The 24,630-nt window shown below is 69.9% G+C and carries 17 protein-coding genes; 8 read left to right on the top strand and 9 right to left on the bottom strand.

What is annotated here, in order from left to right:
- Window positions 1–134: 134 nt before the first annotated feature.
- Window positions 135–572 carry a winged helix-turn-helix transcriptional regulator gene (locus LZ198_RS15095; protein WP_253972658.1) on the top strand — a complete coding sequence of 146 codons (438 nt, stop codon included), beginning with the start codon at window positions 135–137 and terminating at the stop codon, window positions 570–572.
- Here the strand turns inward: LZ198_RS15095 and LZ198_RS15090 are convergent.
- Window positions 514–2,052 carry an MSCRAMM family protein gene (locus LZ198_RS15090; RefSeq protein ID WP_253972657.1) on the bottom strand — a complete coding sequence of 513 codons (1,539 nt, stop codon included), beginning with the start codon at window positions 2,050–2,052 and terminating at the stop codon, window positions 514–516. The two genes, LZ198_RS15095 and LZ198_RS15090, sit on opposite strands and share 59 nt — an antisense overlap.
- 262 nt (window positions 2,053–2,314) lie before the next feature.
- Window positions 2,315–2,977 carry a hypothetical protein gene (locus LZ198_RS15085; protein ID WP_253972656.1) on the bottom strand — a complete coding sequence of 221 codons (663 nt, stop codon included), beginning with the start codon at window positions 2,975–2,977 and terminating at the stop codon, window positions 2,315–2,317.
- Between the two features lie 253 nt (window positions 2,978–3,230).
- Here LZ198_RS15085 and LZ198_RS15080 point away from each other — a divergent pair, with 253 nt between their 5' ends.
- The gene (locus LZ198_RS15080; protein WP_253972655.1) at window positions 3,231–5,774 is read left to right on the top strand and encodes an RCC1 domain-containing protein; all 2,544 of its coding nucleotides are present in this window, start codon (window positions 3,231–3,233) and stop codon (window positions 5,772–5,774) included.
- A gap of 57 nt (window positions 5,775–5,831) precedes the next feature.
- Here the strand turns inward: LZ198_RS15080 and LZ198_RS15075 are convergent, their stop codons facing one another.
- The 4 genes from LZ198_RS15075 to LZ198_RS42900 all read right to left on the bottom strand — a co-directional run bounded on the left by LZ198_RS15075 (window position 5,832) and on the right by LZ198_RS42900 (window position 11,327).
- Entirely contained in the window at window positions 5,832–6,491 is a 660-nt protein-coding gene (locus tag LZ198_RS15075) for a hypothetical protein (protein WP_253972654.1), read from the bottom strand.
- A gap of 182 nt (window positions 6,492–6,673) precedes the next feature.
- Complete coding sequence (locus LZ198_RS15070; RefSeq protein ID WP_253972653.1) at window positions 6,674–8,428, bottom strand: BamA/TamA family outer membrane protein; 1,755 nt, start codon at window positions 8,426–8,428, stop codon at window positions 6,674–6,676.
- A 106-nt stretch (window positions 8,429–8,534) separates the two neighbouring features.
- Window positions 8,535–9,221: a hypothetical protein gene (locus LZ198_RS15065; protein ID WP_253972652.1), complete on the bottom strand. Its 687-nt coding sequence runs from the start codon at window positions 9,219–9,221 to the stop codon at window positions 8,535–8,537.
- A gap of 183 nt (window positions 9,222–9,404) precedes the next feature.
- Window positions 9,405–11,327: an SPFH domain-containing protein gene (locus tag LZ198_RS42900; RefSeq protein WP_256559586.1), complete on the bottom strand. Its 1,923-nt coding sequence runs from the start codon at window positions 11,325–11,327 to the stop codon at window positions 9,405–9,407.
- 145 nt (window positions 11,328–11,472) lie between these two features.
- Here LZ198_RS42900 and LZ198_RS15055 point away from each other — a divergent pair, with 145 nt between their 5' ends.
- Both LZ198_RS15055 and LZ198_RS15050 read left to right on the top strand, forming a co-directional pair.
- A complete protein-coding gene (locus LZ198_RS15055) occupies window positions 11,473–12,816 on the top strand; it encodes a sigma 54-interacting transcriptional regulator (protein ID WP_253972651.1) in 1,344 nt (447 codons plus the stop codon).
- A 226-nt stretch (window positions 12,817–13,042) separates the two neighbouring features.
- Window positions 13,043–14,692 (top strand): PQQ-dependent sugar dehydrogenase, encoded by a 1,650-nt coding sequence (locus LZ198_RS15050; RefSeq protein ID WP_253972650.1) that lies wholly within the window; start codon window positions 13,043–13,045, stop codon window positions 14,690–14,692.
- Window positions 14,693–14,777: 85 nt separating this feature from the next.
- On the opposite strand, the gene LZ198_RS15045 is transcribed toward LZ198_RS15050, so the two are convergent.
- Window positions 14,778–15,473, bottom strand: a complete 696-nt coding sequence (locus LZ198_RS15045) for a hypothetical protein (protein ID WP_253972649.1) — start codon at window positions 15,471–15,473, stop codon at window positions 14,778–14,780.
- Between the two features lie 298 nt (window positions 15,474–15,771).
- Between LZ198_RS15045 and LZ198_RS15040 the strand changes: the two genes are divergently transcribed.
- From LZ198_RS15040 to LZ198_RS15030, 3 genes are all read left to right on the top strand, one after another.
- Window positions 15,772–16,248 (top strand): hypothetical protein, encoded by a 477-nt coding sequence (locus LZ198_RS15040; RefSeq protein WP_253972648.1) that lies wholly within the window; start codon window positions 15,772–15,774, stop codon window positions 16,246–16,248.
- Window positions 16,249–16,432: 184 nt separating this feature from the next.
- Entirely contained in the window at window positions 16,433–17,128 is a 696-nt protein-coding gene (locus LZ198_RS15035; RefSeq protein WP_256559585.1) for an SDR family oxidoreductase, read from the top strand.
- A gap of 153 nt (window positions 17,129–17,281) precedes the next feature.
- Entirely contained in the window at window positions 17,282–20,536 is a 3,255-nt protein-coding gene (locus tag LZ198_RS15030; protein WP_253972646.1) for a S8 family serine peptidase, read from the top strand.
- A 521-nt stretch (window positions 20,537–21,057) separates the two neighbouring features.
- Here LZ198_RS15030 and LZ198_RS15025 read toward each other — a convergent pair.
- Entirely contained in the window at window positions 21,058–21,825 is a 768-nt protein-coding gene (locus tag LZ198_RS15025) for a hypothetical protein (RefSeq protein WP_253972645.1), read from the bottom strand.
- A 1-nt stretch (window position 21,826) separates the two neighbouring features.
- On the bottom strand, window positions 21,827–22,285 hold the full coding sequence (locus tag LZ198_RS15020; protein ID WP_253972644.1) for a hypothetical protein: 459 nt from the start codon (window positions 22,283–22,285) through the stop codon (window positions 21,827–21,829).
- Window positions 22,286–22,814: 529 nt separating this feature from the next.
- On the opposite strand from LZ198_RS15020, the gene LZ198_RS15015 reads away from it, so the two are divergent.
- Entirely contained in the window at window positions 22,815–24,569 is a 1,755-nt protein-coding gene (locus LZ198_RS15015) for a serine/threonine-protein kinase (RefSeq protein WP_253972643.1), read from the top strand.
- Window positions 24,570–24,630: the final 61 nt, after the last annotated feature.

The following is a 24,630-nucleotide window of genomic DNA, read 5'->3' as shown; positions in this document are numbered from 1 at the left end:
CGGCTTCCTCGTGGTGGATGGGAACGACGGCGCATTGCTAACGGGCCTGGTTACTTCTGGATAGCTGCGCGACTAAGGTAAGCGCACTTTCCACTCACCTCGTGGTAACTCCACTCACCTCGCGGTAACCACCCATGTCCCTGAAGCTGAGGAAGAGCAAGGCCCCGCCACCGCCACCCGGTTGTCCCATCCGTGCCTGCATGTCATTGCTGGGGGGCGCCTGGACCACCAACGTCGTCTGGCAGCTCTCCGGGGGGCCGCGGCGCTTCGGGGAGCTGATTCATGACATCCCAGGCATCTCCCCCAAGGTGCTCACCACGCGGCTGCGCGAGCTGACGGAGAAGGGCGCGGTGACGCGCGAGGTCCTCCCCACCTCGCCGCCCTCGGTGGAGTACGCCCTGTCTGCGCTCGGCCAGGAGCTGGTGCCGGTGATCGACGCCATCGTCCGGGTGGGCACCCGGCTGCGCGAGGTGTCGGGGGCGCCTCACCGCCACGACACGCCCACGCGCCGCATCAGTTCGAGGAGGCGGGGAGCAGGGGCGGTGCCGGGCCACCAGGGGCGAGGGGAATGAGCCCGAGTTGCGTGGAGAAGCCAGGCAGGATGGTGACGCGCCTCGTGGATTCAGACGGGTCCTCGCCCTCGGACAAGAGCCCTCCCAGGTGGTGCTCCCCTGGAGCAAGTCCAGCGAGGATGAACACCCCATCGCCATCCAAGCGGAACGTCGGGCCGAGCCACCGGTTGTCGACCACGAACCGCTCCTCGTTGACGAACGCCTGACGGCTGAACTCCTCCCGCTGCAGGTCATCCCGGGCCACCAGCCTGCCCGTGACGCCCCCGGTCTCCTGCAGCAGGATGTTCGCCACCACGCGCTCGTGCTCCGCCGCGGGAGGCAGGGAGAGGGAGCCGGCCCGTCCATCCGCCGTCCAGACGTAGATGACCTGGGGCTGCTCCGCCTGCGGATGCACCACGAACCCCGAGCCGCCGAACCGGAAGCGCTGGAAGTTGCGGCCGGAGTTTCCACACCTCCGCCTCATGACGCCATCCCATCGCTCCGGCACGGAGACATAGAAGTCGTCCACCGGCACCCCGTCCTCCCGCGCCACATGGCCCGCGAGTTCGTAGCCGCCGGGGACATGGGACGCCATGGGAGGGGCCCAGATGAAGGGCCGCGACGTGACCCGTGAGTAGCTCACCCGGATGACGTTCGGAGCACCGGGGTCCAGCATCAGCTTCCTTCTCGAATATTCGACGTCCGGCCCGTTCACGGCGAGTTCGCGGAGCCCCGACTCGACCCGCCCCTGCCAGTGCCCCTCCTCGTCGCGCGCCAGGACGGCGTCGGGCATGAAGAGCTCCACGGGCCGACGAGGTCCCCGCGCCGGCACCGGGATGAACGTCACCTGGGTGAAGGGCCGCAGGGAGATGTCCAGGGGCACGTCCCGGGCTCCCTCGGGGATATCGGTGGTGCGACGCTCGCCATCGCCCTCCTCCGTCCGAGGCACCACCCAGACGGCTCCCGGCGACACGCCCTTGAACGCATAGCCGCCTCGGGCGTCCGTCACCGCGTGCATCGTCATCGACGCGACCCACTGCCCCAGCTCGAGGTCGACGCCCGGCATGCCGACCCCATCCGGCCCCCGGACGACGCCTCGCAACGTGGCGCCCTCCGGTAGCGAGAGCACCAGGCGCGTCTTGCCGCGCGCCACCAGACCGAGGTTCTGCTCGCAGACCTCCGCGTGCCCCGCGCCCTGCGCGCAGAGGTGATAGACGCCCGCGGGCACGTTCCGCAGGGACGCGGTGCCCGTCACGTCGGTGGTCGTGGACATCGCGGCCTTCAAATCCCAGTCGGGGAGCACGGGACTCTTCGCCGCGTCCACGAGGGCCACGGCGACCCCTTCGAGCCTCGCCTGCGTCGTCGCGGAGACCACCTGCACCGTGATGTCCCCGACCCCGTCCACCGTCGGAGGCTCCGGCCAGATGACGGGCGAGGGCGTGTGTGGGATGCGCTGTGGCTCCCCACCACCGGAGCGCCCCGCCTCCTCCTGTCTGGCCAAGGGCGCAGCCTCCCGCAGGGCGCCCTTTCGTCCATCCCGGTTCTCCACGAGCCACTCTCGCAGACCTGCGGCGCAGGCCAGGGAGCAAACGACTCCCAAGACGGCAATCCATCGCTCGCGGGTGGTCATCGGCGTCAGGCCTCCAGGACAACCATGGCACGGGCCGCCCCAAAGACGACAGTCCCCCCGGAAAGGTAGCCTCAGGCAACGATGATGCGGATTGGAGCGCCGTGCCCGCACCCATCCTTTGACGGTGTCGGGCTCACCCCTGCATCGCGTTGCCCACGGCCTGGAGGTCCTCCAGGTCCAGGTCCTCCCGTCGCAGGACCGTGCAGAGCTTCTTGAACCAGTGTTCGAAGCTCTCGAAGCCGAACATCATCGGGTCGTTCGAATCCAACCACTCGCCGTCGTCCACGTAGTGGCCACAGAGCACCTCGTAGTCGTTGTCCTCGAAGTAGACGGGGAGCTCTCCGTCCTTCGGGGCCGTCCGTGTGTAGAAGCACCAACGCGACGCCTCGAGCCCCATGTACGCGTCCGCGAAGGCGATGAGGTCCGTGGTGGTGATCTCCCGGTCGTCCACCGTCGTCCCCGCCGGAGTCCAGGCGCTCGAGAGGGTGTCCATCGTGGGTGACCAGACATGGAAGGGGCGATACGGCTCCCACGTCTCGCCGTCCGGCTGGTACTCCAGCCGGACCTCGCGGTGCAGCAGCAGGAACTCGCGATAGCTGTCCGGGATGACGAAGGCCTCCTCACGGTAGGGCGTCGGCAGCTCGTACGGGAACCCCGTCAGCGTCCGGGGCAGCGCGTCCACCTCCTCGCGCGTCAGGGGCGCCTCCCGCACCAGTCGCCAGCCGCGCCGCCGCGCCCAGGCGTCCATCGTCTCCAGCAGGGTCTTCAGCTCCTCTCGCCACGTCGTACTCGCCATGAGGAGCATCTAGCCCGCACCCGACCAGGAGGGAAGAGGAGCATCGGGGGCACGCCTCGGCGGAAACCGGAGGCGTCCGCGTGGGGCTCGCTGATGCAAGTTCCGGCAGGCCCGTGCAGGCCCATGCACATCCCCGACGCCGCCCCTCTTGGCTGACATTGCCCCAGGCGTGAAGCCGGCTGCACAGATGCAAACACAGACGCCACGCATTAGAACCCCCACGCTTCCACTCCACCCTTTTCGAGAGACACATATGAATCGAAGCCGTGAGCTTCCTTCCTGGCGTTCGTGGTCGGTTCACGCGGTCCAGTTCGCGCTGCTGGCCCTGGTGGCGACGGGCAGCGGTTGTTCCGACTCCGACCCGAAGCCCGCTCCACGACCGCCCGAGGTCATCGCGAGCACCCAGTCGGCACTCAACGCACGGGCCTACGACACGGTGAAGCTCCACGTCGAGGCGAAGGACGATGCCGGGCGGCCCCTCACGTTCAGTTGGGACGCCAGCGAGGGCCTCCTCGAGCCCGCCGAGAGCGGCGCGACGACCAGCGACGTCGCGTGGCGGGGACCGGACTGCCTGCCCGCCGGGACGCGGGCCGAGGTGACCGTCACCCTGACCAACGACGTGGCGCCCGCCACCCAGAAGACCTTCCGGATCGCCGTCGTGCCGTGTCAGGGGCCCCTGGCCATCTCCGCGGGGGAGGAGCACTCCGTCGTCGCGCGCGAGAATGGCACCGTCTGGACCTGGGGCGACAGTCTCTTCAGCCGCCTCGGGGAGCCCACGACCTCGCGCTCCGACGGGTTCGTGGAGGTGCTGGGGCTGAAGGATGTGATGGCCGTTTCAGCCGGTGCCTACCATACGCTCGCGCTCCACTTCGATGGCACCGTCTCCGCGTGGGGATACAACACACAAGGGCAGCTCGGCGATGGAACGACGACGACGCGGAGCCGGCCAGCGCGGGTGTCGGGACTGACGGACGTCGTCGCCCTCTCCTCCGGGGCTCGCCACTCCCTGGCGCTGCGGAAGGATGGCACGGTCTGGGCCTGGGGAGACAACGCCCAGGGGCAGCTCGGCGATGGGACGCAAGAGGCCCGCTCGCAACCCGTGCAGGTGACAGGGCTGACGCGGGTCACCCACATCTCCGCGGGTGCCAGTCATTCGCTCGCGGTGCTGGCGGACGGCGGGGTTCGGGCCTGGGGAGACGACAGCGATGGCCAACTCGGTGACGGCGGAAGCCCAGGAGGCAGTCCCAGGCTCACGCCCGTCGCGGTGAGCCGTTTGACGGAGGCGGTCGCGGTCTCCGCGGGAGGCACCCTCTCGCTGGCGGTCCTCATGGACGGCACGCTCTGGGCATGGGGATACAACGAGGGCGGCATCATGGGGGCCGACGTGGTGCTGTTGCGCCGCGAGCCCGCGCGGCTCCCAGGGGTGGCCGGTGCCGTGGACGTCAGCCTGGGAAACGCCTTCGCGATGGTCCAGATGGGCGATGGCAGCGTGTGGGCCTGGGGCCTCAACACCCTGGGTCAGGCGGGGGATGGGACCACCCTCAAGCGACAGCCGAAGAGGGTCCCCGGGGTCGCGGGGGTGACCGCCATGGACGCGGGGCGCGCCCATGCCTTGGTGGTACTCGAGGACGGGAGCCTGTGGGCCTGGGGCGACAACCGCCGGGGACAGGCGGGCACTCCCCTGGAGGCGAGCCGCAGCACGCCGGTGCAGGTGACAGGGCCCACGGGCGCCACCGCCGTGGCCGCGGGCAAGAGCCACTCCCTGGCCGTGGATGGTGAGGGGCAGGTCTGGGCCTGGGGCGACAATGCTTCCGCCCAACTGGGCATCGGCACGGCGCTCGGCGGGAGCGCTTCGCCGGTTCGGGTCCCCTCACTCGAGCAGGTCCGCGCCGTCGCCACGGGCGCCGAGCATTCGCTGGCCTTGCGCGGCGATGGCACCGTCCTGTCCTGGGGGACCGGCCACGGGGGAGCGCTCGGAGGAGGAGGCGGGGCCGAATACCGCCGCGTCGTCCCCTTGCCGGTGGAGGGATTGACCGGCATCACGGCCGTGGCCGCGGGGAGTGACCATTCGCTGGCCTTGGGCGGCGGTGGCACCGTCTGGGGTTGGGGGTCGAACTTCTACGGGCAGCTCGGCGACGGAACGACCGAGTCGCGCTATCGGCCCGTGCAGGTCCCGGGGTTGACGGGTGTCACGGCCATCGCCACCCACCACAGCCATTCGTTGGCCGTGCGGAGCGACGGCACCGTCTGGGCCTGGGGCGACAACACCTTCGGTCAGTTGGGGGATGGAACCCAGACCCAACACACCACGCCCGTGCAGGTGCAAGGCGTGGCGAACGCCGTCGCCGTGGCGGCCGGGGACTACCACTCACTGGCGCTCCTGGTGGATGGCACCGTCCGCTCCTGGGGATGGAACCTGGCTGGGCAGCTCGGCGACGCGTCCATCTCCGGAGCGAGGGCCATCCCCGGGCCGGTGCCCGGGCTCGGCGGCGTCACGGCCGTCGCGGCGGGGAGCCGCCACTCGCTGGCCGTACGCGAGGGGAGCCCGCCGGGCGCCTGGGGGCGGAACAGCTTCGGCGCGCTGGGGCTCGGAGCCGGCCCCGACCGGAAGTCCCCCGAGGCGATTGCCTCGCTCCCGAGCGTTCGCGTCGTCGCGGCGGGGACCGACCACTCGCTCGCCGTGGCCGGAGATGGAACCGTCTGGGCGTGGGGGAACAACCCGCTCGGGCAGCTCGGAAACGGCCTGACGGAATACCTCACCCAGCCCCAGCGCGTGTCACTGCCAGGGACACCTTGAGGTGTCGTCCCCCGAGGTGACGGGAGGGGGCCCCCTCGCGTCACCTCGGACGAGGCCTCAAGGGGTGGTCCAGATGGCGGCGATGCCCTCGTTCGTCGTGGCGCCGCCCACCGTGTCGATGAAGATGGACCGGATGCGCTTGGAGGACTGGAACCCCACGAACTCGAAGGCGTTGGGGTTCGTGTCCAGGACCGCGTCGTCGAAGACCTCCTGCGTGGCGTCCGTGAAGGTCAGGGTCACCTTGTGCTGGCCCTGGTTGTTCGTGAGCAGCTCCAGGCCCACGGCGGAGACGGGGCGCAGGAAGGCGATCTCGAAGTCGTCCTCGCCATTCGCGAGGATCGTCGTCTTCACCGGCACGGGGTTCGTGTTGCCGTGATTCCAGGGGGGCCCGACGAAGCAGAGCACGCCGTTGGAGCGCGGCGCCAGGACGTTGATGGTGGGCGCGCTGGCACCCCACGGCAGGTCGATGCCCGGCGGTGTCGCGACGCAGCCCGACCCCGTGCCCGAGGAGTGATTGGGGTAGGCGGAGTGCGCGTCCGCGGGGAACGGAACCAGGGTGGCTCCGGTGGCCGTCGCGAAGGCCGCCTGGTCGGTGAAGACCTGGGCGAGGCCCTCCCGCTGCGTGTCGAGCACCGCCGCCGCCTCGTCCTGCATCGGAGCGCCGCACGAAACCAGGACTCCACAGCCAAGAACCCACATCGACTTGCGCATGTTCATCGCCGCTGCCTCTCTCGAGATGTCTGGACGGCCGGATTGCCCTGCTCACACTGCGGGAGAAGTGACGATGAGACAAGCCTTTCGGGTCCGGCGCAAAGGAGTTGCCCATGTCACGGAATCGACGACACCCGGTGCGCCGAGGGCCGAACCACGCGACGGTGTTGTCGGACGGGCCCACCGACTCAGCGCAGCGGCGTCTCCAGGAACACGGGCCGGAAGTCGGTGATCTGCCCACCGCCCACCAGGAAGCGGCTCCCCACCGGGGGGCGGTCGTCGTCGAGCACGTAGCCGAAGTCGAGACGGAACGGGATGATGTTGAATTGGGGGAGCAGCAGGCGCACGCCCAGCCCCACCGAGTGTACGAGCCGGGGGCTGCGCTCGAACACGCTGCCGCCGTCGTAGAAGAGCACCCCACCCACGTGCAGCGTGCGGAGGATGAGCGGCGCGGTGCGGTACTCCACGTTGAAGAGGAGCAGTCGCTGTCCCGAGTAGGCGTCCACCCTCGCGCCCCTCAATCCGTTGCCACCGCCGAGGAGGACGACCCGCTCCACCAGGTCGTCGATGTTCACGTCCACGAGCCCCCGCGCGACGAAGCGACCGCCCAACACACGCGGCGAGACCTGGTGGACCTCCGCCGCCCAGCGGCGATTGGACCACCCGTCCCGGTCGTCGAACTGACGCCGGAGCGAGCCGGCCGCGGCCACGGTGGTGAGCGCGTCCCCCAGGCGCACGCGGTAGCGCGCGCCCACCCCCGCCTCCACGAAGTGCGCGGCGGAGGGAAAGACGGGAGCCGCGTAGCGCAGCGTGAACGACACCGAGTGGCCGACCTGGAAGTCCTCGGAGAGCGAGTACGTGTCCACGTCGCGCAGCACCTCGTACCGGGCCTGCCACGCCCGCAGGGTGGTGACCGCGTAGCCCGCGTCCTCCGAGCGCGGCAGGTAGTGGCGCTCGAACCAGGCGCGCTGTCCGGCGTCGAGCGGCGCCGCCACCGGGGGCGCGTAGGCCTTGCTGTAGGCCCCCGCGCCGCCGCCCAGCTCCCACTTGGAGGTGTCCCCCCACGAGCGCACGTAGAGCACGCTGCCCGTCACCTCGCGCGTGTTGAAGACGTAGGGCACGGGCGCCCCGTCCGGGTACGGGAGCTGCCACACGTCCGGGCCCTGGAAGGTGCGCGAGGTCTCCACGTTCCACGCCACCTGCGCGGTGACGCTCCAGGGCGTGGAGAGGGAGTAGAGCGGCCGGCTGAGGGTGAGGCCGCCCCGGGAGCCCTCGGCCCTGCCGCTCTCGCGGCCGAAGATGACCGCCGCGGACTCCGTGAGCGTCCAGCGGCTGCCGAGCACCTGCTTGTCCGCGTAGCTCTGCCCCACGGAGAAGGTGTCCAGGTTCAGGATGAAGTCGAGCGCCACCTTCTTCGCGAGCCCGAGGAAGTTGTCCTCGGTGGCCTGGAGCCGCAGGTACTGCAACAGCGCCCCGACCGCGGAGAAGTCGTTGTTGAGCCGCAGCGACCACACGTCCTTGGTGATGACGAGCAGCGACACCGTGTCGGGCCCGGAGCCCCGCACGGGCACCACCCGCACCGCAGAGAAGATGCCCAGGCGCCGCAGGTTCCGGGCCGTCTCGTCGGCGAGGGCCGCCAGGTAGGGCTGTCCGGGCGTGAGCAGCACCTCGCGCCGGACCACCTCCTCGCGTGTGCGTGCGTGCAGCAGGTTGAGGAAGTTCGGATAGGGGTCGCTCTCGGAGACGACGTCCTCGCGGGCCACCCACACCGCCTCGAGCCGCTTGCCCTCCGGCGTCTCGGCCCGCGTCAATCCCAGGCTGTCGAGGCCCCAGCGCACGAGCGCGTCCTCGTAGTTCACCTGGGAGGAGACGGCCTCCGCCGGCGGCTCCGGAGGAGTCGTGGACAGCGACGCGACGAGGAGACCGAGCAACGGGAGTGACACGCGCCCATCCTCAGTCTTCGCCACGGGATCGCCATGTCACAAGCAGACGACAGTCGGTGACAGTGGCGAGGCTCCCGCCCGAGGGCCAGGTGCTCGAAGCCCCGGGTCATCGCAACAACGCCTCGAGGGACCGGGGTTCCTGGCTCCCCCATTCAGAGACGCCCGCCAGGGAGCGATAGAGTGGGGGCAGCGCCTTCCGGGGCAGCAACCGGGGACGAATCGTGCGCAGCCGCTCCAACAGCCGGGTCCATCCGGGCCAGTCGCGCTCAGCGTCCGCCCGACGTGCGAGCGACCGGAGCGCCTCCAGGTCCGTCGGGCTCAGCGGCGACCGCTGACAGAAGTCATCCAGACAGCGCGCCAGCTCCAGCACCGCCGCGCCCCTCGGCGGTGGTCCCACCCCGAACATCCAGCGCGCGAGAGGGAGCGCCTCCGCCGCGATGACGGGGACGGGCGAATGAAGCCGCGACAGCTCCCTCGCGAGCCCCCCCCGGGCCTCGGCGAGGGCGGCCTCCAGCACCTCGCGGGTCTTCGTGGCCGGCGCCTCCTGGAGCAGCGCCTCGGCTTCCGACAGCACGGCGACAGCTTCGCGCGTCAGGAGCCTCTTCGAGCCGCGAACCTCGTCGAGCGCGCCGCGGAGCCTGGGCAGCGCGACGACGAGGAGGTCCGCCCGCACGCCGGTCATGAACGCCACCGCGTCGACGACCGTCACCGGCGTCGCCTCGCCCATCACCGGGCCGAGAATCCGGACGAACTCCTCCGCGAGGCGCGAGTCTCCCACCGCATCCCCAGCCACGGCGGACTCGAGGAGCAGGCCGAGGCCGCGCAGGCCCCCAGGCCCCGCGCCATGGGGTACTTCCCGGAGCGCTCGCAGGAGCAGGGTCCTCGCCTCGCCGTCCACCAGACCTCCCGAATCCGACGCATCCAACGGAGGGCCGTGCACCCACCCGGATGCACGCCCCGACTCACTTCGACGCCCTCAGGCCTCCTTGTGGCCGTGCTCCACGCCGTTGCCTTGCTGCGGCTTCACGGGGCGTTGAGGCAGCTGCGGCACCACCCCGCCCTGGAGCACTCGCGCCATCAGCGCCCCCAACAGCCCCTGCCCTCCCGCCCCGTCCTGGCCGAGCGCGATCTCCGGGACGAGCTTGACCCCGTGCTGCGCCAGCACCGTGGCCAGTTGCACGGCCGTGAAGGCCTGGGCACCGAGCGCCGTCACGCCCGTGCGGTACGCCTCCGCCCGCGCCTCACCCACGAGGCGCGTCGCCTCGGCCTCGGCCCCGCCGTGCAGCCGCTTCGACGCCGCCTCCGCCTCCGCCCGCATCCTCAGGCCGTGGGCCTCCGCCTCCGCGCGCAGCCGCAGACCATGCGACTCCGCCTCCGCGTGCAGTCGCGTCCGCGCCGCCTCACCCTTCGCCGTCTCCTCCACCGCGAGCGCGCCCTTCTCGCTGATGGCCACCATCTGCTCGCTGCGCACCACCTCCCCTTGCATGTTCGCCACCGACGTCGCCCGCTCCAGTTCGCGGCGCCGCACCTGCGCCTCGCGCTGCACCTCGTACGTGCGCTGGAGCTCCTCGGCGATCTTCCGGTCCGTCTGCGTCTTCATCAGCTCCGCCGGCGGCTGGATGTCACCGATGAGCGTGTCGATGCACTCGACGTCATACGCCCCCAGGGCCCCGCGGATGGCCTCGTATGCCTCGCGCTGGCGGTCCGTGCGCGCCGACAGGAACTCCAGCACCGACACCTGCTGCGCGGAGTTGCGGAAGTAGTTCGCCACCGTGGGTTGCAACACGTGGTCCACCAGGTTCTGCATGGAGCCCACGCGCGAAATCACGCGCGGCGCCTGCTTCATGCTGATGTGGATGATCTGCGACACGTCGAGCGTGAAGCTGAACCCGTCCCGCGAGCGCACCGTGATGGGACTGAGCTTCTCGTCGTACTTGTGCTGTTCGGTCCGCTGCGCCCAGTTGAGGACGATGTTCGTCGTGGGCACCAGCTCCACCTTCATCACCCGCGTGTTGAGCGGGTGCTTGCCCGGCAGCAACGGTTCGATCCACACGCCCTTGCGCCCACGCTCCACCAGGTCGCCGTGGGTGAACTCGTCACCCGACACATCCAGGTGCTCGCGCCCCACGTAGCTGACCACCACTCCGACATAGCCGATCGGCACCTCCGTCATCGGCGACTGCTCCACGCGAACGAACCACGGGTTCAGGTTCCACGAGCCCGACAGCAACACCTGCTCCTGCAGGCCGCGGCAGCCGCCCTCGTCGAGGAAGCGCTGGGCGCTCTGGAACGAGTCATGCCCCTCCACCGGCGCCCCCGCCAGGTCCCCGGGCGGAATCGGCCGGCCGTCCAACGTCGTCACGATGCCCACCTTGTCGGGCCCCAGGTCGAAGACCTCCAGGTCCTCCGCGCTCATGTCGAACGCCTCGGCGTTCTCCGGCGTGATGACGGTGAACAGCGCGGGGTTGATGCGATACGTGCCCGCGGTGAGGAACGCGAGCTGGCGTCCCTTCTGCCCTCCACCGACGAGGAACGCCCGGGCGTCCTGGAAGTCGTCGCAGTCCACCTCGCGGCCGAGGATGTTCCCGGGAGGGATGGCCGCGCCACCATTGGCCACGACGAGCGCGATGTGCCCCTGCCGCACCCCCACCACCGGGACGTGGAGCACCTTGAAGCGCCAGAACGGGTAGCCGAAGTGCCACCCCGGCGGGAGCAGCTCCGCCTGGTAGCCCGCCTCGCCCGCCAGCGCGACCAACTGACCGGACGGCAGCGACGCGCCGAACTTCTTGATGACCAACCCCGACTCGTTCTCGCCGATGACCTGCAAACCGCTGAGCACGAGCACCACTCCGACCCCCAACAACACCGCGACCCCGGCCAGAACCACGTTGAATTCCATGAGGCCCTTCTCCTGCGGCCCGCGGAAATGCGGGTGTGCCCCCCTGACTGCATGCCCCCTGCCAGGGCCAAGTGTCCGGAACTGTTGGAGTCACTCCGGGAGACCCGGATTCAAATCAGGCCCTGTCCGTGTTCGAATCGTGCCCATGCGAACGCTGCAGTGGAAAGGCCCCGCTCCGGAGGCCACCCTCCTCCAGTATTTGAATGACGCGGGGTGGAGGCTCGGCGGTGGGGAACCTCGGGTGACGGTGGTGTGCTCCGCACAGCCCCGGCTGGCGAGCCCACCGAAGGCGGAGCGGTGGCTGTGGCTGTGCGAGCGACCCGTGCCCGTCGACGCGCTCCGGCTCGCGGTGGAGCAGGGGGCCACGGACGTGTTCTGGAAGGGCGCCCAGGGCTGGCAGGCACGGCTGGTGCGCAGGCTGGAGGAGAGCCTCGTCGAGACTCCCGCGCCCCAGGTGCCCGGCACGCTCATCGCGCACAGCGCGGCGGCCAAGGCGCTCATCGCCCAACTCGCACAGGCGGCGCGCACGTCGATGCCCGTGCTGCTCACCGGCGAGACGGGGACGGGCAAGGAGGTCGCCGCGCGGCTCATCCACGAGTGGTCGGAACGGCGCGCCCGCACCTTCGTCCCCATCAACTGCGCGGCCATCCCCAACGAACTCATGGAGGGGGAACTCTTCGGCTATGCGAAGGGGGCCTTCTCCGGAGCCGTGCATGGCTACGACGGCCTGGTGTCCGCGGCCGAGGGCGGCACGGTGTTGTTGGACGAAATCGACGACACCCCCCACGCGCTCCAGTCCAAGCTGCTGCGTGTGCTGGAGGACCGCGTCATCTCGCGGCTGGGCGAGAACGCGTGGCGCAAGGTGGACTTCCGCATCCTCGCGGCGACGAATCGGGACTTGAAGCAGCTCATCGAGCGGGGGCTGTTCGGCGAGGACCTCTACGAGCGCCTCGCCACGGTGCAGATCCACCTGCCCCCGCTGCGCGAGCGACAGGAGGACATGGCGCCGCTCGTGCAGCACTGGCTGGAGCGCTTCTACGCGGTCGAGGAGCCGGCGCCGGACAGTCCGCGCGTGAGCAGCGCGACCCCCGAGGCGCTCGACGTGCTGCGCGCCTATCCCTGGCCCGGCAATGTGCGCGAGCTGAGGAACGTCATCTACGGAGCCCTGGTGGCCAAACGCGCCGGGGACGAGCTGCTCGTCTCGGACCTGCCGCGACGACTCTGGCAGCGGGAGCGGGCGAGCCCCTCCGCATTGGTATCCGAGCGGGAGATGGAGCGCCGGGTGGCCTCCGGGACGATGAACCTGCGCGCCGAGCTCGAACGGTTCGAGCGCATGGCGCTCGAGGCCGCGCTCCGGCGCGCCAGCGGCAACGCAGCGGAGGCCGCACGACTGCTGGGACAGGTCGGTCGCGGCACCGCGAAGGACCCTGGCGGCACGGTGCGCACGATGATGAAGCGGTTGGGAGTCCGCCTCCGCGGCGGAGCGTGAGCCCCGGAGGCCCTGCTCCGCCCCCGGGTCGGAGCCCTCCGGCGCGCATTCGCGCGCACGACACTCCGCGCGTCGAAAGGCCGTCCTCTCTGGGCACCAGCGGACAGCCGGGCCCATCCCCTGGGCTCGCGCCGTCCACCCGCGCACACGTCACGAGACGGGCCTCGCGAAAAACCCGTCGCATCGCCAAAGCCAGGGCACCTCACTCCCCTCCCTGGAGCTCCTCTTGGCGTCCTGGTCCCGTCTCATCACGCGGCTCGTCCCCCTGGCCTTGCTGAACACGGCCTGCGTCTCTTCGTCCACGGACGAGGCCGTGGCCCCCGAGGGGCCCGAGGTCGCGAGCGCCGCCATCTCCTTGCCGCCGGACTATTCCGACGTGTCGGTGGCGCGCGTCGCGAGCCCCACGTCGCTCGGCTTCACGCCGGATGGGCGGGTGCTCATCACCACCCAGCCGGGCCATCTCCGCGTCGTCGCCGGAGGCGTTCTCCTCCCGACGCCCGCGCTGAACCTCGCGTCCAAGCTGTGCGCCAACGGGGAGCGCGGGCTCCTGGGCATCGCGGTGGACCCGGCCTTCGCCGTCACCCACCACGTCTTCCTCTATTACACGTTCAACAAGTTCAACACGTGCGTGTCGAACACCCCCACCGTGCCCGTCAACCGCGTCTCGCGCTTCCTGCTGGCCGACGACAACACGGTGGACCCGGCCAGCGAGCTGATCCTCCTGGACAACCTCCCCTCCACCGCCAGCAACCACAACGGCGGCGACCTCCAGTTCGGCTCGAACGGGTACCTCTACATCAGCGTGGGTGACGGCGGCTGCCAGCTCGGGGACCCGAGCCGGTGCGCGAGCCAGAACACCACCGCGCGCCGACTGGACGTGCCGCTCGGGAAGATCCTCCGCGTCCGCAAGAATGGCGGCATCCCGTCGGACAACCCCTTCGCGGCGACCTCGGGCAGCCGCCGCTGCGCCAACCCGGCGGGCGTGCCTCCAGGGACGGGGCCCTGTCAGGAGATCTTCGCCACCGGCCTGCGCAACCCGTTCCGCATCGCCATGAAGCCCGGCACCAGCAGCTTCCTCATCAACGACGTGGGCCAGGACACGTGGGAGGAGATCGACGAGGGCGCCCTGGGCGCGGACTACGGCTGGAACACGCGCGAGGGACACTGCGCCACCGGCTCCACCACCGACTGTGGCGCGCCTCCCGCCGGGATGACCAACCCCCTCTTCGACTACAAGCACGGCACCAACCCCGCGAGCTCCCCCTTCCAGGGGTGTGAATCCATCACCGGGGGCGCCTTCGCCCCTGTCGGGGCGTGGGATGCGTCGGACGACAACGCGTATTTCTTCAGCGACTACGTCTGCGGCAGGCTGTTCAAGCTCACGCGGGGCCCGGGAAACTCCGTGACGGTGGCGGCGTTCGCCACCGACCTGGGCGCAAACTCCGCCGTGACGCTGCGCTTCGGGCCCGCCGGCACGGAACAGGCGCTCTACTACACGACCTACGCGGGGGGCGGAGAGGTCCGCCGCATCACCTTCACCGGCGACCACAACCACATGCCCGCGGCCTCGCTCTCCGCGGCGCCCACCCAGGGCGAGGCACCGCTGACCGTCGCCTTCAACGGCGCCGCCAGCAGCGACCCGGACGGAGACACGCTGACGTACCTGTGGGATTTCGGAGACGGGACGCTCCTCACGCAGACGTCCTCCCCCACCACGAGCCACGTCTACACCACGAACGGAACGTTCGTCGTGTCGCTCCGGGTGAGGGACTCGAACGGGGCCACGTCCGTCCAGGCCGCCAACGTCCGCGTCGACGTGGTCGATTCCACACCGCGGCTCCCCTCACCGCTCCAGCGGCGCAGCCGCGCGCCGTAGGGCACGGCTCACGCCGGCCGCCCGGGACTGCCAGCCTGGACACCCGTGCGCACGCGCCCACGGATGCCCAGGCCCGTCAGGTCCGTCAGGGCGTGTAGTAGAAGGCCGAGCCCCAGAAGAAGCCGGACTTCCCGCTCGGAGGCGAGCCGAGGAAGCAGTTCGCGCCGTCGAAGTAGCCGGCCTCGCACACGTTGTTGGGGCCGCGCGTCACGTAATAGTTGTTGTTGTACATGAAGGGCGCGCCATCACCCGGCGGGAGCGCGTGGACGAAGCAGTTGGCGCCGTCGTAGGTGGCATCGATGGGCGCCCCCAGCCAGGTGGCGTCGAGCGGGCACGCATCCCCCGGCACCGTCACCACGAAGCTGGAGCTACAGATGACCTGTCCCAGCGTGTTGAGCACCTGCATGGAGACCGTCGACGAGCTCCCCGGCACCGCGCCGGCCGCCATGATGAAGCTCAGATACAGCGTGCTCCCCGTGCCGGTGAAGCCCTTCTGGCCATTGCTGTAGGAGAAGCCAGGCACGGCGCTGAACGCGAGGTTGATGAGGCCGGCGCTCCCCGAGAACGACGAGGTGATGAAGTACGTCCCGGCGGCGAGCCCCGAGACGTTGATGGTGTCGGAGAAGGTCCCGCTCGGACTCACGGACGTGTTGGTGGGCCAGCTCGAACACTGGGCCTCCGCGCGACCGGGCGCGGCGACGACGAGCATCAGGGCCGACACAGCCGCGAGCCACCAGCCGCGAGACGCGCTGAAACGACGAGACGACGATTCGATGTGCATGTTGCCTCCGGGAGAGGTCGCCAATCTGATGTATTGGATAGCCCGTCAGCAAGCCTGAACGTGAATCACTTTCGTCAAAACCCATACCGCTGTAGCGCTCCACGCCACAGACCTGTCATCGGTGTCCGAAACACGCTTCCGCAACCATGATTCTGTAGCATCCGACGTCACAGCCGGACACGGCTGTCATGGTACCGGAGTGCTCCCGAACCCCGTGTAGCGGACGGATGCCCGTCCTTCGATGCCAGTGATTGGAGGCTCCGGCGCGCGCGCTCCATGACAGAACCATGACAAAGGCATGGGGGTCTCATGGACCGCGGCCTCCCCCACCGCTGTAGGTTGGTCCGACCTGCTGACCTGCACCGGGGTTTTGTCCATGCGCGTCATCACCGCTGATCTCCTCGTGGCGGCCGTCACCGAGCTCTCACTCTCGAGGAGCGGCAAGCTCGTCCGCCTCAAGGACGTGTTCGCCTGGTGTGAGTGGCACGGCGTGGACTACCAGGGCGCAGGGACGAAGAACCAGCCCCTCTGGGACGCGGAGCGCGACGAGGCGTGTGGCCAGCGCCGGCTGCTGAAGTTCAAGAGCGGAGAGTGCAAGCAGTCCCGGGTGGGCTGGGCGCTCATCCCCCATGGAGACAGGGCGCGTGAAGCCGCCGGCACGCTGGGCTGGCGCGAGCAGCTCTGGAATGGCGAGAAGTGGGACTGGCTCGGCGGAACCCCACCCGTCGTGGCGCGGCGCCCCAAGCCCGATGCCGAGGGCCTCTCGCCAGGCTGACCCAGCCGGCGCACGGCGGCCAGGTTCCTCCCGTGGACCACTTTCTCCTGCGACCCACGGCCCATCATATTATACCCATCATATCATGGAGGATGGGTGCTCGCGGCCCGACCCACCCGCCATGACGTGCCACAGGGATTGTCCGGGCCGTTCTCCGTCCGCCTCGTCACGCGGGAGTCGAGTCATGCAGGTCAAGGATGCTGTCGCTTTGGTTACCGGTGCCAATCGCGGGTTGGGGCTCGCCTTCGCGAAGGCCTTGTTGGAGCGGGGTGCTCGCAAGGTCTACGCGGCGGCTCGGGAGCCCTCGAGCGTGACGCTCCCCGGCGTGGTCCCGGTGCGCCTGGACGTCACCCGCCCCGAGCAGTTGGAGGCGCTGGTCCGCGAGGCGGGGGACGTGTCGCTCCTCGTCAACAACGCGGGCATCTTGAAGGGCGCGAGCCTCCTGGGCGCGGACGCGGTGTCCGCCGCGCGCGCCGAGCTGGAGACGAACTACCTGGGGCCCCTGGCGACCAGCGGCGCCTTCGCGCCCGTGCTGGCGAGGAACGGGGGTGGCGCCATCATCAACGTGCTCTCCGTGCTCAGTTGGGTGGCCTTCCCGGGCTCGTCCAGCTACAGCGCCTCGAAGGCCGCGGCCTGGGCGCTGACCAACGGGCTGCGCAAGGAGCTGGGCGCCCAGCAGACGCAGGTGGTGGCCCTGCACGTCGGCTACATGGACACCGACATGGCGGAGAAGATCACCTCGCCGAAGTCGGACCCCGCCGAGGTCGTGCGCGTGACCCTGGACGCGCTCGAGGCGGGCCAGGACGAGGTGCTCGCCGACGAGGTGAGTCGCAAGGTCAAGCAGGGCCTGTCCGCCGGCGTCTACCTCCAGCGCGGGTGAGCGCGATGCCAGGCTGAAGCAAGGGTGGGTCGAGCGGGATGGGTCAGGCTCCTCCCCGGGCTTCACAGACACACCCGCGTGAAATCTGCTCTCCTCGTGATTCCGTAAAGCATCGGCGGAGCCCCAGCTCCGCCGACTCCTCGAGGGGAACCCATGCACGATGTCCGTCGAAGACTCGCCCCGGCGCTTTGGGCCGGGGCGTTCGTCACGCTGTTCGCGGCGCCCGCCCAGGCACAGTCACTGAAGGCAGACCAGTTGCTGGCGGCCCCCGGCGCCACCAGCACGGATTGGCTTCGAGCCCTGCCGCCCGTCCCGGCGCATGAACTGGGGCCCGTGCTGCCCTCGGCCGCGCCCGCTCCGGGGCCAGGGCTGGAGGGGGCCTATCCGAAGATCGAGCCGTTCCAGGGCGAGGTGCAGCAACCCGTGAAGCGAGGCAAGGAGCTGCGCGTGTCGCAGCGTGAGCGCCCTTCACGCATGGCGCTCATCCGCCTCCCGGAAGACGACCTCGAGGGTCAGCGAGAGCGTGTCCAGCGCGCGCTGGGCGCCGTCGCATGGCATGAGCTCTTCTATGGCTGGCACTTCTTCGAACTGCCCCAGACGCTCGCGCCGACGGCGGTCCGCGGGCTGCTCCAGGACGTCCATGAGGACATCGTCTACGTCCCGGACGAACCGCAGGACGCGGCCGTCGTCTGGAACGACCCCTACCTGTCGACGAGCGCGCCCTGGCCACTGAACCAGTGGTACCTCTACAACGTCGGTCAGCGCACCAGCATCACCGGCAGCCCCTACGACTACGACATCGACGCCGACGAAGCCTGGGAGGTGACGCTCGCGGCGCACGGCCGGGGCCAGTTCTACTTCTCCACGGTCGCCGTGGTGGACACGCAAGTCGACCTGGGGCACGCGGACATGCCGGAGTTCGTCGGCGCGTGTTCGTTCTCGAATACCTGGAACGACACGAGCTGCCTGCCCCCGGAAACGGCGCGCACGCATGGGACGGCGGTCGCGGGGCTCATCGGCGCGCGCGCTGGCAACGGGTGGGGCATGTCGGGCGTGAACTGGGCCGCGCGGCTTTTGGCCTTGAACGTCTCCCTGGCGTCGGACCCCGAGCGGAGCTTCGGCGGCTACCAGACCCTCAACGCCATCGACTACGCGACCCGCAACGGCGCGCACATCATCAACTATTCCGGGGGCCGGGTGGGCAGCTTCCAGAACAACGACAACGACCCGCTCTACGCGGCCATCCGTCGCGCGGGGGAGCGCGACATCCAGTTCATCGCGGCGGCGGGGAACGAGAACCTCAACCTGGACTGCGGAAACGCCTCCTGTCAGGTCTCCCCCGCCGGCATGACGCTCTACAACCTGTGGACGGTGGCCGCGGCGGACGACAACTTCAACCGCTCCCACTTCTTCACGGAGGCCAATGGCACCGTCCACGCCTCCAACTTCGGCGCGGTGTCCGTGGACTCCGCGGCGTTCGGCAGTGATGCCTTTCCAGGCGGCGGCAGCGACCTGGTCTCCCTCCTCCCCGGCAACCAGTTCGCCGCCTTCAGCGGGACCTCCGCGGCCACCCCGCTCGTCAGCGGTGTCGCCAGCCTCATCAAGAGCTTGAGGCCGCAGGCCACGCCGTACGTCTACCAGTCGTGCTTCGGCTACACGTCCGCGCCCCAGCTCAACGGGCTGATGCGCTTCCCCGGCATCATCAACGCGAAGCTCGCCGCCGACTGCGCGCTCTCCTTCGGGGAGCAGACCCCGCCTCCGGTCTTCGACGTCGTGAGCCCGGCGCACACCGCGCGCCTCAACTCGACGCCCTACCTCGCGTGGCAGGCGGCCCCGGACGCCTACGTGAACTACGACGTGTTCCTGGACGGCGTCTTCTACGCCCGGACCAGTGGCACCGCGCTGAGCCTCATGAACGTGAGCGACGGCACCCATCGCTGGTACGTGCGCGCGGTGGACGTCTATGGCAACTGGCGCAACTCCACGCACGAGCCCTCCTTCGTGCTCGACCGGGTTCCTCCCACCGCGCCCGTGCTCACCGTGCCCGCGTCCTATCAGTACGTGGCCGACACGCGTCCCGCGCTGCGCTGGGAACACGCCTCGGACGCCAGTGGCATCTCCAGCTACCAGGTCGTCATGGATGGCGTCAGCACCGGCAACATCGGCGGCGCCGCGGGCTACAACTGGCCCACGGTCCTGAGCGAGGGGATGCACACGTGGCGCGCGGTGGCGTGCGACACGCACCTGAACTGCACCTCCTCCTCCAGCCGGACGTTCTACGTGGACTCCATCGCCCCCACCTACCCGGCGCAATCGAGCCCGGCGCATGCCGCCCCCATCGGCACGGCGCAGCCGACGTTCACGTGGTCCGCGTCCACGGACACGAACTTCGTCTCGTATCGAATCAGCATCGACGCGGGCCTCTCCGTCTCGACCGGCCCCTCGACGTCCTATACGGCGGCCACGGGCCTGACGGACGGCCTCCACGCCTGGACGGTCCAGGGCTGCGACCCCGCGGGCAACTGTTCGACCACCGGCGCCCGCACCTTCACGGTGGATACGCAGCCGCCGCTCCCGTTCGCGGTGCTGGCCCCCGAGGAGGGCACCCTCACCGTGGCCCGGCCGACGTTCTCCTGGCAGGCCCCGCAGGACGCCACGGGTGTCACGTCCCAACAGCTTCGTGTCGATGGCGGCGCCGCCATCCTCCTGGGAGGGGGCGTCACCTCCTACGTCCCCGCGGCCAACCTGTCACCGGGCATCCACACCGTGAGCATCACCGCGTGTGACCGCTTCGACCGCTGCCGGACGACACCGACACGCTCGTTCGAGGCCGTCGGGACGCAGCCCACCGCCCCGGTGCCCCTGTCGCCCACGGGGGGCGTCTACGTCGGGACCGCTCGGCCCGAGTTCTCCTGGGCCCCGGCCCAGGACGACGTGGGAATCACGGCGTATGTCCTCGAGTGGAGCGGAGGCGCGTCGGTGTCGCTCGCGGGCACGGTGACGCGGTACACGCCCACGACGGACGTCGCCGCGGGCGCCCGCTCCTGGCGGGTCACCGCCTGCGATGCCAGCGCGCAGTGCACGAGCAGCGGCTGGGCGTCCTTCGTCGTGGACCTGGAGGCGCCGACAGCGCCCTTCCTCATGGCGCCGGCTCCAGGGGAAATCATGTGGGAGAACCCGCTCTACATCTTCGAGTGGATCCACTCCTACGACGACCAGCATTACGTCCAGTACACGGTGGTCATCGACGACCGGCAGTACGAGGTCCCCGACGCGAACTCAGTGCTCTACCTGGAGGAGTTCCTGGAGTTCGACGAACACACCTGGTTCGTGAGGGCGTGCGACCTGGCGGGGAACTGCACCGCCTCCCCCAGCCAGACCTTCACCATCCGCCCGTACATCAGGTGACACGTCGAGCCGCGCCGTCGACCGCGACGCAGGGGGACAGGGGCGGAGGATGCGTCATCGCCCCGAGGTTCTGCTCCAGGCGCTGACGGACCGCCTGTGCAGCCACGAGCGCGCCCTGCCCTTCTCGGGGCGGGGGGCGCCATGAGGGGAGGACACGCGGGGTGACGTCGGGGGGGGCCTCGACGAGCGCCCCCGGGCCATCAGGCGGCTTCGCCGTGGCCCTGCGTGCGACGGCGCCGTCCGTCATGCCGACAGGATGCCACGAAGCGGAGGGCCTGGATTCAGGCATCCCGGGTCACGGGCTGGCTGGGCCCCGTGAACCCGCGCGATTGAACGTGGGAACTCGTCTCTCTGGCGACGGGAGTGCTTCGTCCGGCACGAGGCTTCGGCCTCGACCGCGTGGCGACTCATCGCGCGGTCGTCTGCCCCGCCTTCGCGAAGCCCTGTGTGCGCCCCACGCTCGGGGCGCGCGCCCCACGAGCAGGACGGAGGCCGCGCCGGCGCGGCCCTCCGGTCGTGACTCAGGGGGACGGCACATATGTGTCGTACATGGACTGGACGCGGTCATCCTGTCGGACCGCCGCGATCCGCCGCTCGCGTTGACCGGGGGGCAGCGCCCAGAACACCAGGAGATTCTCCGTCCCTCCGTCCGCGTTCCCCTTGCTCGTCACCATCGAAAGGGCGTCCTGGAATTGCTCCGCCCAGACGGGACAGCCCTGGAGGTGGAGGTTCTTCGGTGGCGCGTTGCCGCTGGAGGCCCAGGCCACACAAGGGAACTCCGAACAGTCGAGCTCGCGCAGTGACAGGCCCAGGTCACACTCCCGCAGGGAATCCTCGACGATTCGCCGGAAGCCCTCGGGCGTGAACTTCTCCTCGAGGCCCGAGGGAAAGGAGAGCCGCTCCTTGGCGGCTTCGAGAATCTCCGGATCGGTCTCCTCACGGATGAAGCGCCTTCGCTTCGCCACGGGAGGTGGTGGAGGGGGCTCCGTCATCGCCCCCAGACTCTGCTCCAAGCGCTGACGGGCGGCCTGTTCGGCGGCCAGTCGTTGCTCGGCCGCGAGCGCCCGTTGCCGCCACACCTCCTCCTCGCCGCGGGTAGGGGTCGTGAGCGGAGGACAGGCAGGGGGCAGCGAGGGCGTGTCCACGGCGCGTCCGGCCTCGTCGACCGGGCTCGTCGGGTGGCCGAGCGCGGTCATCAAGGCAAACACGACGGCGCCGCCCAGGAAGAAGGCGGCGCCGCCGACGATGCGGACAGGATGCGATGAAGTGTCTGGCTTGGGCTCAGGCATCTCAGGATTTGGGCTTGTGGGGCCCCGTGAACTCGATCTTCAGGCTGGACGGGTTGGCGCCAAAATATCCCGCCGTCACGTCCTTGGTCGGGTCGAGCACGATGGCCTCGCCGACCTTGAGCGTGGCCTCCTTCACCTTCTTCTTCGCGCCCGCCGCTTCGATGCTCACCGCGATTCGCAGCGAGCCGTCAGGCTGCGTGCTGAACTCGGCGAACACCGGCGCGGTCCACTCCGGACGGCGCCACTTCACCGGCGCCGTCTCGGAGGCACCCAGCACCAGCGGCGCCAGGTCTCCGTACAGGACACGGAACCCCACCTTGCTCTTGGTGCTCGTGGAAGCGTTGCCGCCACCCGAGCACGCGGCAGGCGGCTCCGAGGAGGCTGGCGCGGGCTCCTCGGAGAACGCGGGGCGGGCCCACACACAGCACACCAGCATCAGGGACAGGAGAATGCGATTCATCGACGGCACCTCAGCAGCAGCCTTCCCAGGAGCAACAGCACGAGCCACACTCGGTCTCCACCGCGCATCCGCAGGCGGTCCAACCATTACACGGCACACAGCACTCACGGCAGGGCGCATTCAGCGTGGTGTCGACCACGCTCTGCTGGACCGCCCCCGAGGGGAAGGCCAGCGCGGAGCCAACACCGCCGAGGACACCGACGCCCACGGCAACCATCATCCAGAATCGCGTCTTCATGATTGAGTTCTCTCGCTTCGATGTGTCGGGTGATGGGACTGCGACCGCACCCTGGAGTTGCCACGATGGAGAGCAGCGCGCGCAGGGAGGCGCACGGCGCTGCTCCATTCGTCGGGAGTGCAGCCAGAACCCACGCTATCGAGCAGGCGTGACGAGAGCGTGACGGCAAACACGCTCGCCGTCCTCCCTCCCAATCCCTCCCACGGGTCAGAACAGACCAAGCCCTGGGCATGCCGCCATTCGCGATGCCGCCTCGTATTGGGTAGGCTTCAGGGGGTGACGCCCTATACGATGCTGCATCTGGCACTGGCGGGAGCCTTCCTGGTGCTCGCGGTGGTGCATTTCGCGACGTGGGCCGCGGTGCGCAGCCAGCGGGTCCAGTTGTGGTTGGCCACGAGTTTCCTGGGGTTCGCCGCGCTGAGCTTCTCGGTGGGCGTGTCGAGTCGGGAGGCCAGCGGGGTGTTCGCGGACACGCGACCCTGGCTGGTGTTGGGGGCGCTGACCTCGATTCCCCTGCCCTACACCCTGCTGCGCGTCCTGTGGGCCCTGCTGGACCTGCCGCTGACGCGTTGGCGGAAGGTGCTCCTGGGCGTGACGGTGGCGCTCGGGGCGATGCGCATCGTCGACATCCTCGTGTCGGTGCTTTCGGCCCGACAGGGGCCCCAGGTGACCGCGGAGGAGCTGACCCGCGCGACGGTGGGCCTGGGGTTGCCGATGTTCTGGCTGCTGGCGGTGGGCGTCGTGGGCACGTGGGCGGCGGAGGCGGCGCGCCTGTTGAAACGCCGGGGGGCCATGGCCGCCGCGGTGTTGGTGGCCGCGCTGTGCGCGCTGGTGGTGCTGGGACGAGAGCTGGCGGTGGACACGGGCTGGATATCGGGGCCGCCGCTCTTCGCCATGATGGGACTGCCGTTCCTGCTGCTGGCGTCCACCGCGCTGGCCATCCTCACGGCCCGCTCGCTGAGGGGCGCCGACCTGGGGACGGGAATCCATCGCTACCGCCGGCTCGCGCGGCTGGGGCGGGGGGGCATGGGCGAGGTGTGGCTGGCGGTGAGGACGGGGCGCGCGGGCTTCCATCGGCTCGTGGTGCTCAAGCGGATGGTGGACGAGGACAGCGAGGACCCGGCGGTGCGGCTTCACCGCTTCATCGGCGAGGCGCGGACGGCCGCGCGGCTCCACCATCCGAACGTCGTCTCGGTGCATGACCTGGGGCAGGTCGACGGGGCGTGGTTCATCGTCATGGAGTACCTGAGCGGAGTGAACACGCTGAAGCTCTCGCGGCGACTCCGGCGAGGAGGGGCGGTGCCGCTCGAGGTGGCGCTGGAGGCGTGCATGCAGGCCTTGCGGGGGCTGGCGTACGCACACGAGCGGGGCGTCATCCACCGGGACATCAGCTCGGACAACCTGGTGGTGACGTTCGACGGCGTGGTGAAGGTCGTGGACTTCGGAATCGCCCACGGGGTCGGGCGCCCGCAGGAGCCCATGGCGGCGACGGCGTCCGTGCCCACCGTGAGTCGACTGACACAGGACGGGGCCGTGATTGGGAAGATGGCGTACATGCCACCCGAACGGCAGGAGGGCGCGGATGCGACCGTGTCCGGCGACCTGTATGCGCTGGGGTGCGTGCTGCACGAGCTGCTCTTCGGCGAGCTGCCAGGGGACGCGCAGGCGTCGCGCCACGCCGCGGAATGGGAGGGCCCCCAGGCGTCCCCCACGCAGCGGAGGCTGCGGGAGGTGTTGAACACGGCGCTGCACGCGGAGCCGGCGAAGCGGTACGCGGATGCGAGGGCTTTCGAACAGGCGCTCGCGACGGTTCGCAAGGCGCTGCCCGACGTGGAGCTCGGGAGCTGGCTGCGCGTGAACTTCGAGGAGCAGTGGGCCCGGGAGCGGGCCCTGGCGCAGTTGGAGGACCCGACGCTGGAGGAGGTCCAGGCGCTGCTGTCGGGCGAGATGACGCCAGCGCAGTTGGCGAAGACCGAGCTGATGGCGAAGCCACGGGAGGGCGCGGCGGAGGAGCAGGCGACGCGCCTCATGAACCGGGGGCGCTGAGCCTGCCCGACCGGGAATCCCCTGGAGCGCGGCCAGTCGATTCCACGTATAGGGCACAGCG

The organism is Myxococcus dinghuensis (genome assembly GCF_024198235.1).
GTDB classification, from domain to species: domain Bacteria; phylum Myxococcota; class Myxococcia; order Myxococcales; family Myxococcaceae; genus Myxococcus; species Myxococcus dinghuensis.
Note: the sequence above shows the minus strand (reverse complement) of the source record. Positions and strands in the feature narration are given on the sequence as shown.

What these genes read in the sequence shown, in the direction of transcription:
- LZ198_RS15085 (WP_253972656.1), bottom strand. Translation starts at nt 2,977, where the DNA reads ATGGCGAGTACGACGTGGCGAGAGGAGCTGAAGACCCTGCTGGAGACG.
- LZ198_RS15080 (WP_253972655.1), top strand. Translation starts at nt 3,231, where the DNA reads ATGAATCGAAGCCGTGAGCTTCCTTCCTGGCGTTCGTGGTCGGTTCAC.
- LZ198_RS15075 (WP_253972654.1), bottom strand. Translation starts at nt 6,491, where the DNA reads ATGAACATGCGCAAGTCGATGTGGGTTCTTGGCTGTGGAGTCCTGGTT.
- LZ198_RS15045 (WP_253972649.1), bottom strand. Translation starts at nt 15,473, where the DNA reads ATGCACATCGAATCGTCGTCTCGTCGTTTCAGCGCGTCTCGCGGCTGG.
- LZ198_RS42900 (WP_256559586.1), bottom strand. Translation starts at nt 11,327, where the DNA reads ATGGAATTCAACGTGGTTCTGGCCGGGGTCGCGGTGTTGTTGGGGGTC.
- LZ198_RS15020 (WP_253972644.1), bottom strand. Translation starts at nt 22,285, where the DNA reads ATGAATCGCATTCTCCTGTCCCTGATGCTGGTGTGCTGTGTGTGGGCC.
- LZ198_RS15040 (WP_253972648.1), top strand. Translation starts at nt 15,772, where the DNA reads ATGGGGGTCTCATGGACCGCGGCCTCCCCCACCGCTGTAGGTTGGTCC.
- LZ198_RS15025 (WP_253972645.1), bottom strand. Translation starts at nt 21,825, where the DNA reads ATGCCTGAGCCCAAGCCAGACACTTCATCGCATCCTGTCCGCATCGTC.
- LZ198_RS15015 (WP_253972643.1), top strand. Translation starts at nt 22,815, where the DNA reads ATGCTGCATCTGGCACTGGCGGGAGCCTTCCTGGTGCTCGCGGTGGTG.
- LZ198_RS15035 (WP_256559585.1), top strand. Translation starts at nt 16,433, where the DNA reads ATGCAGGTCAAGGATGCTGTCGCTTTGGTTACCGGTGCCAATCGCGGG.
- LZ198_RS15055 (WP_253972651.1), top strand. Translation starts at nt 11,473, where the DNA reads ATGCGAACGCTGCAGTGGAAAGGCCCCGCTCCGGAGGCCACCCTCCTC.
- LZ198_RS15095 (WP_253972658.1), top strand. Translation starts at nt 135, where the DNA reads ATGTCCCTGAAGCTGAGGAAGAGCAAGGCCCCGCCACCGCCACCCGGT.
- LZ198_RS15030 (WP_253972646.1), top strand. Translation starts at nt 17,282, where the DNA reads ATGCACGATGTCCGTCGAAGACTCGCCCCGGCGCTTTGGGCCGGGGCG.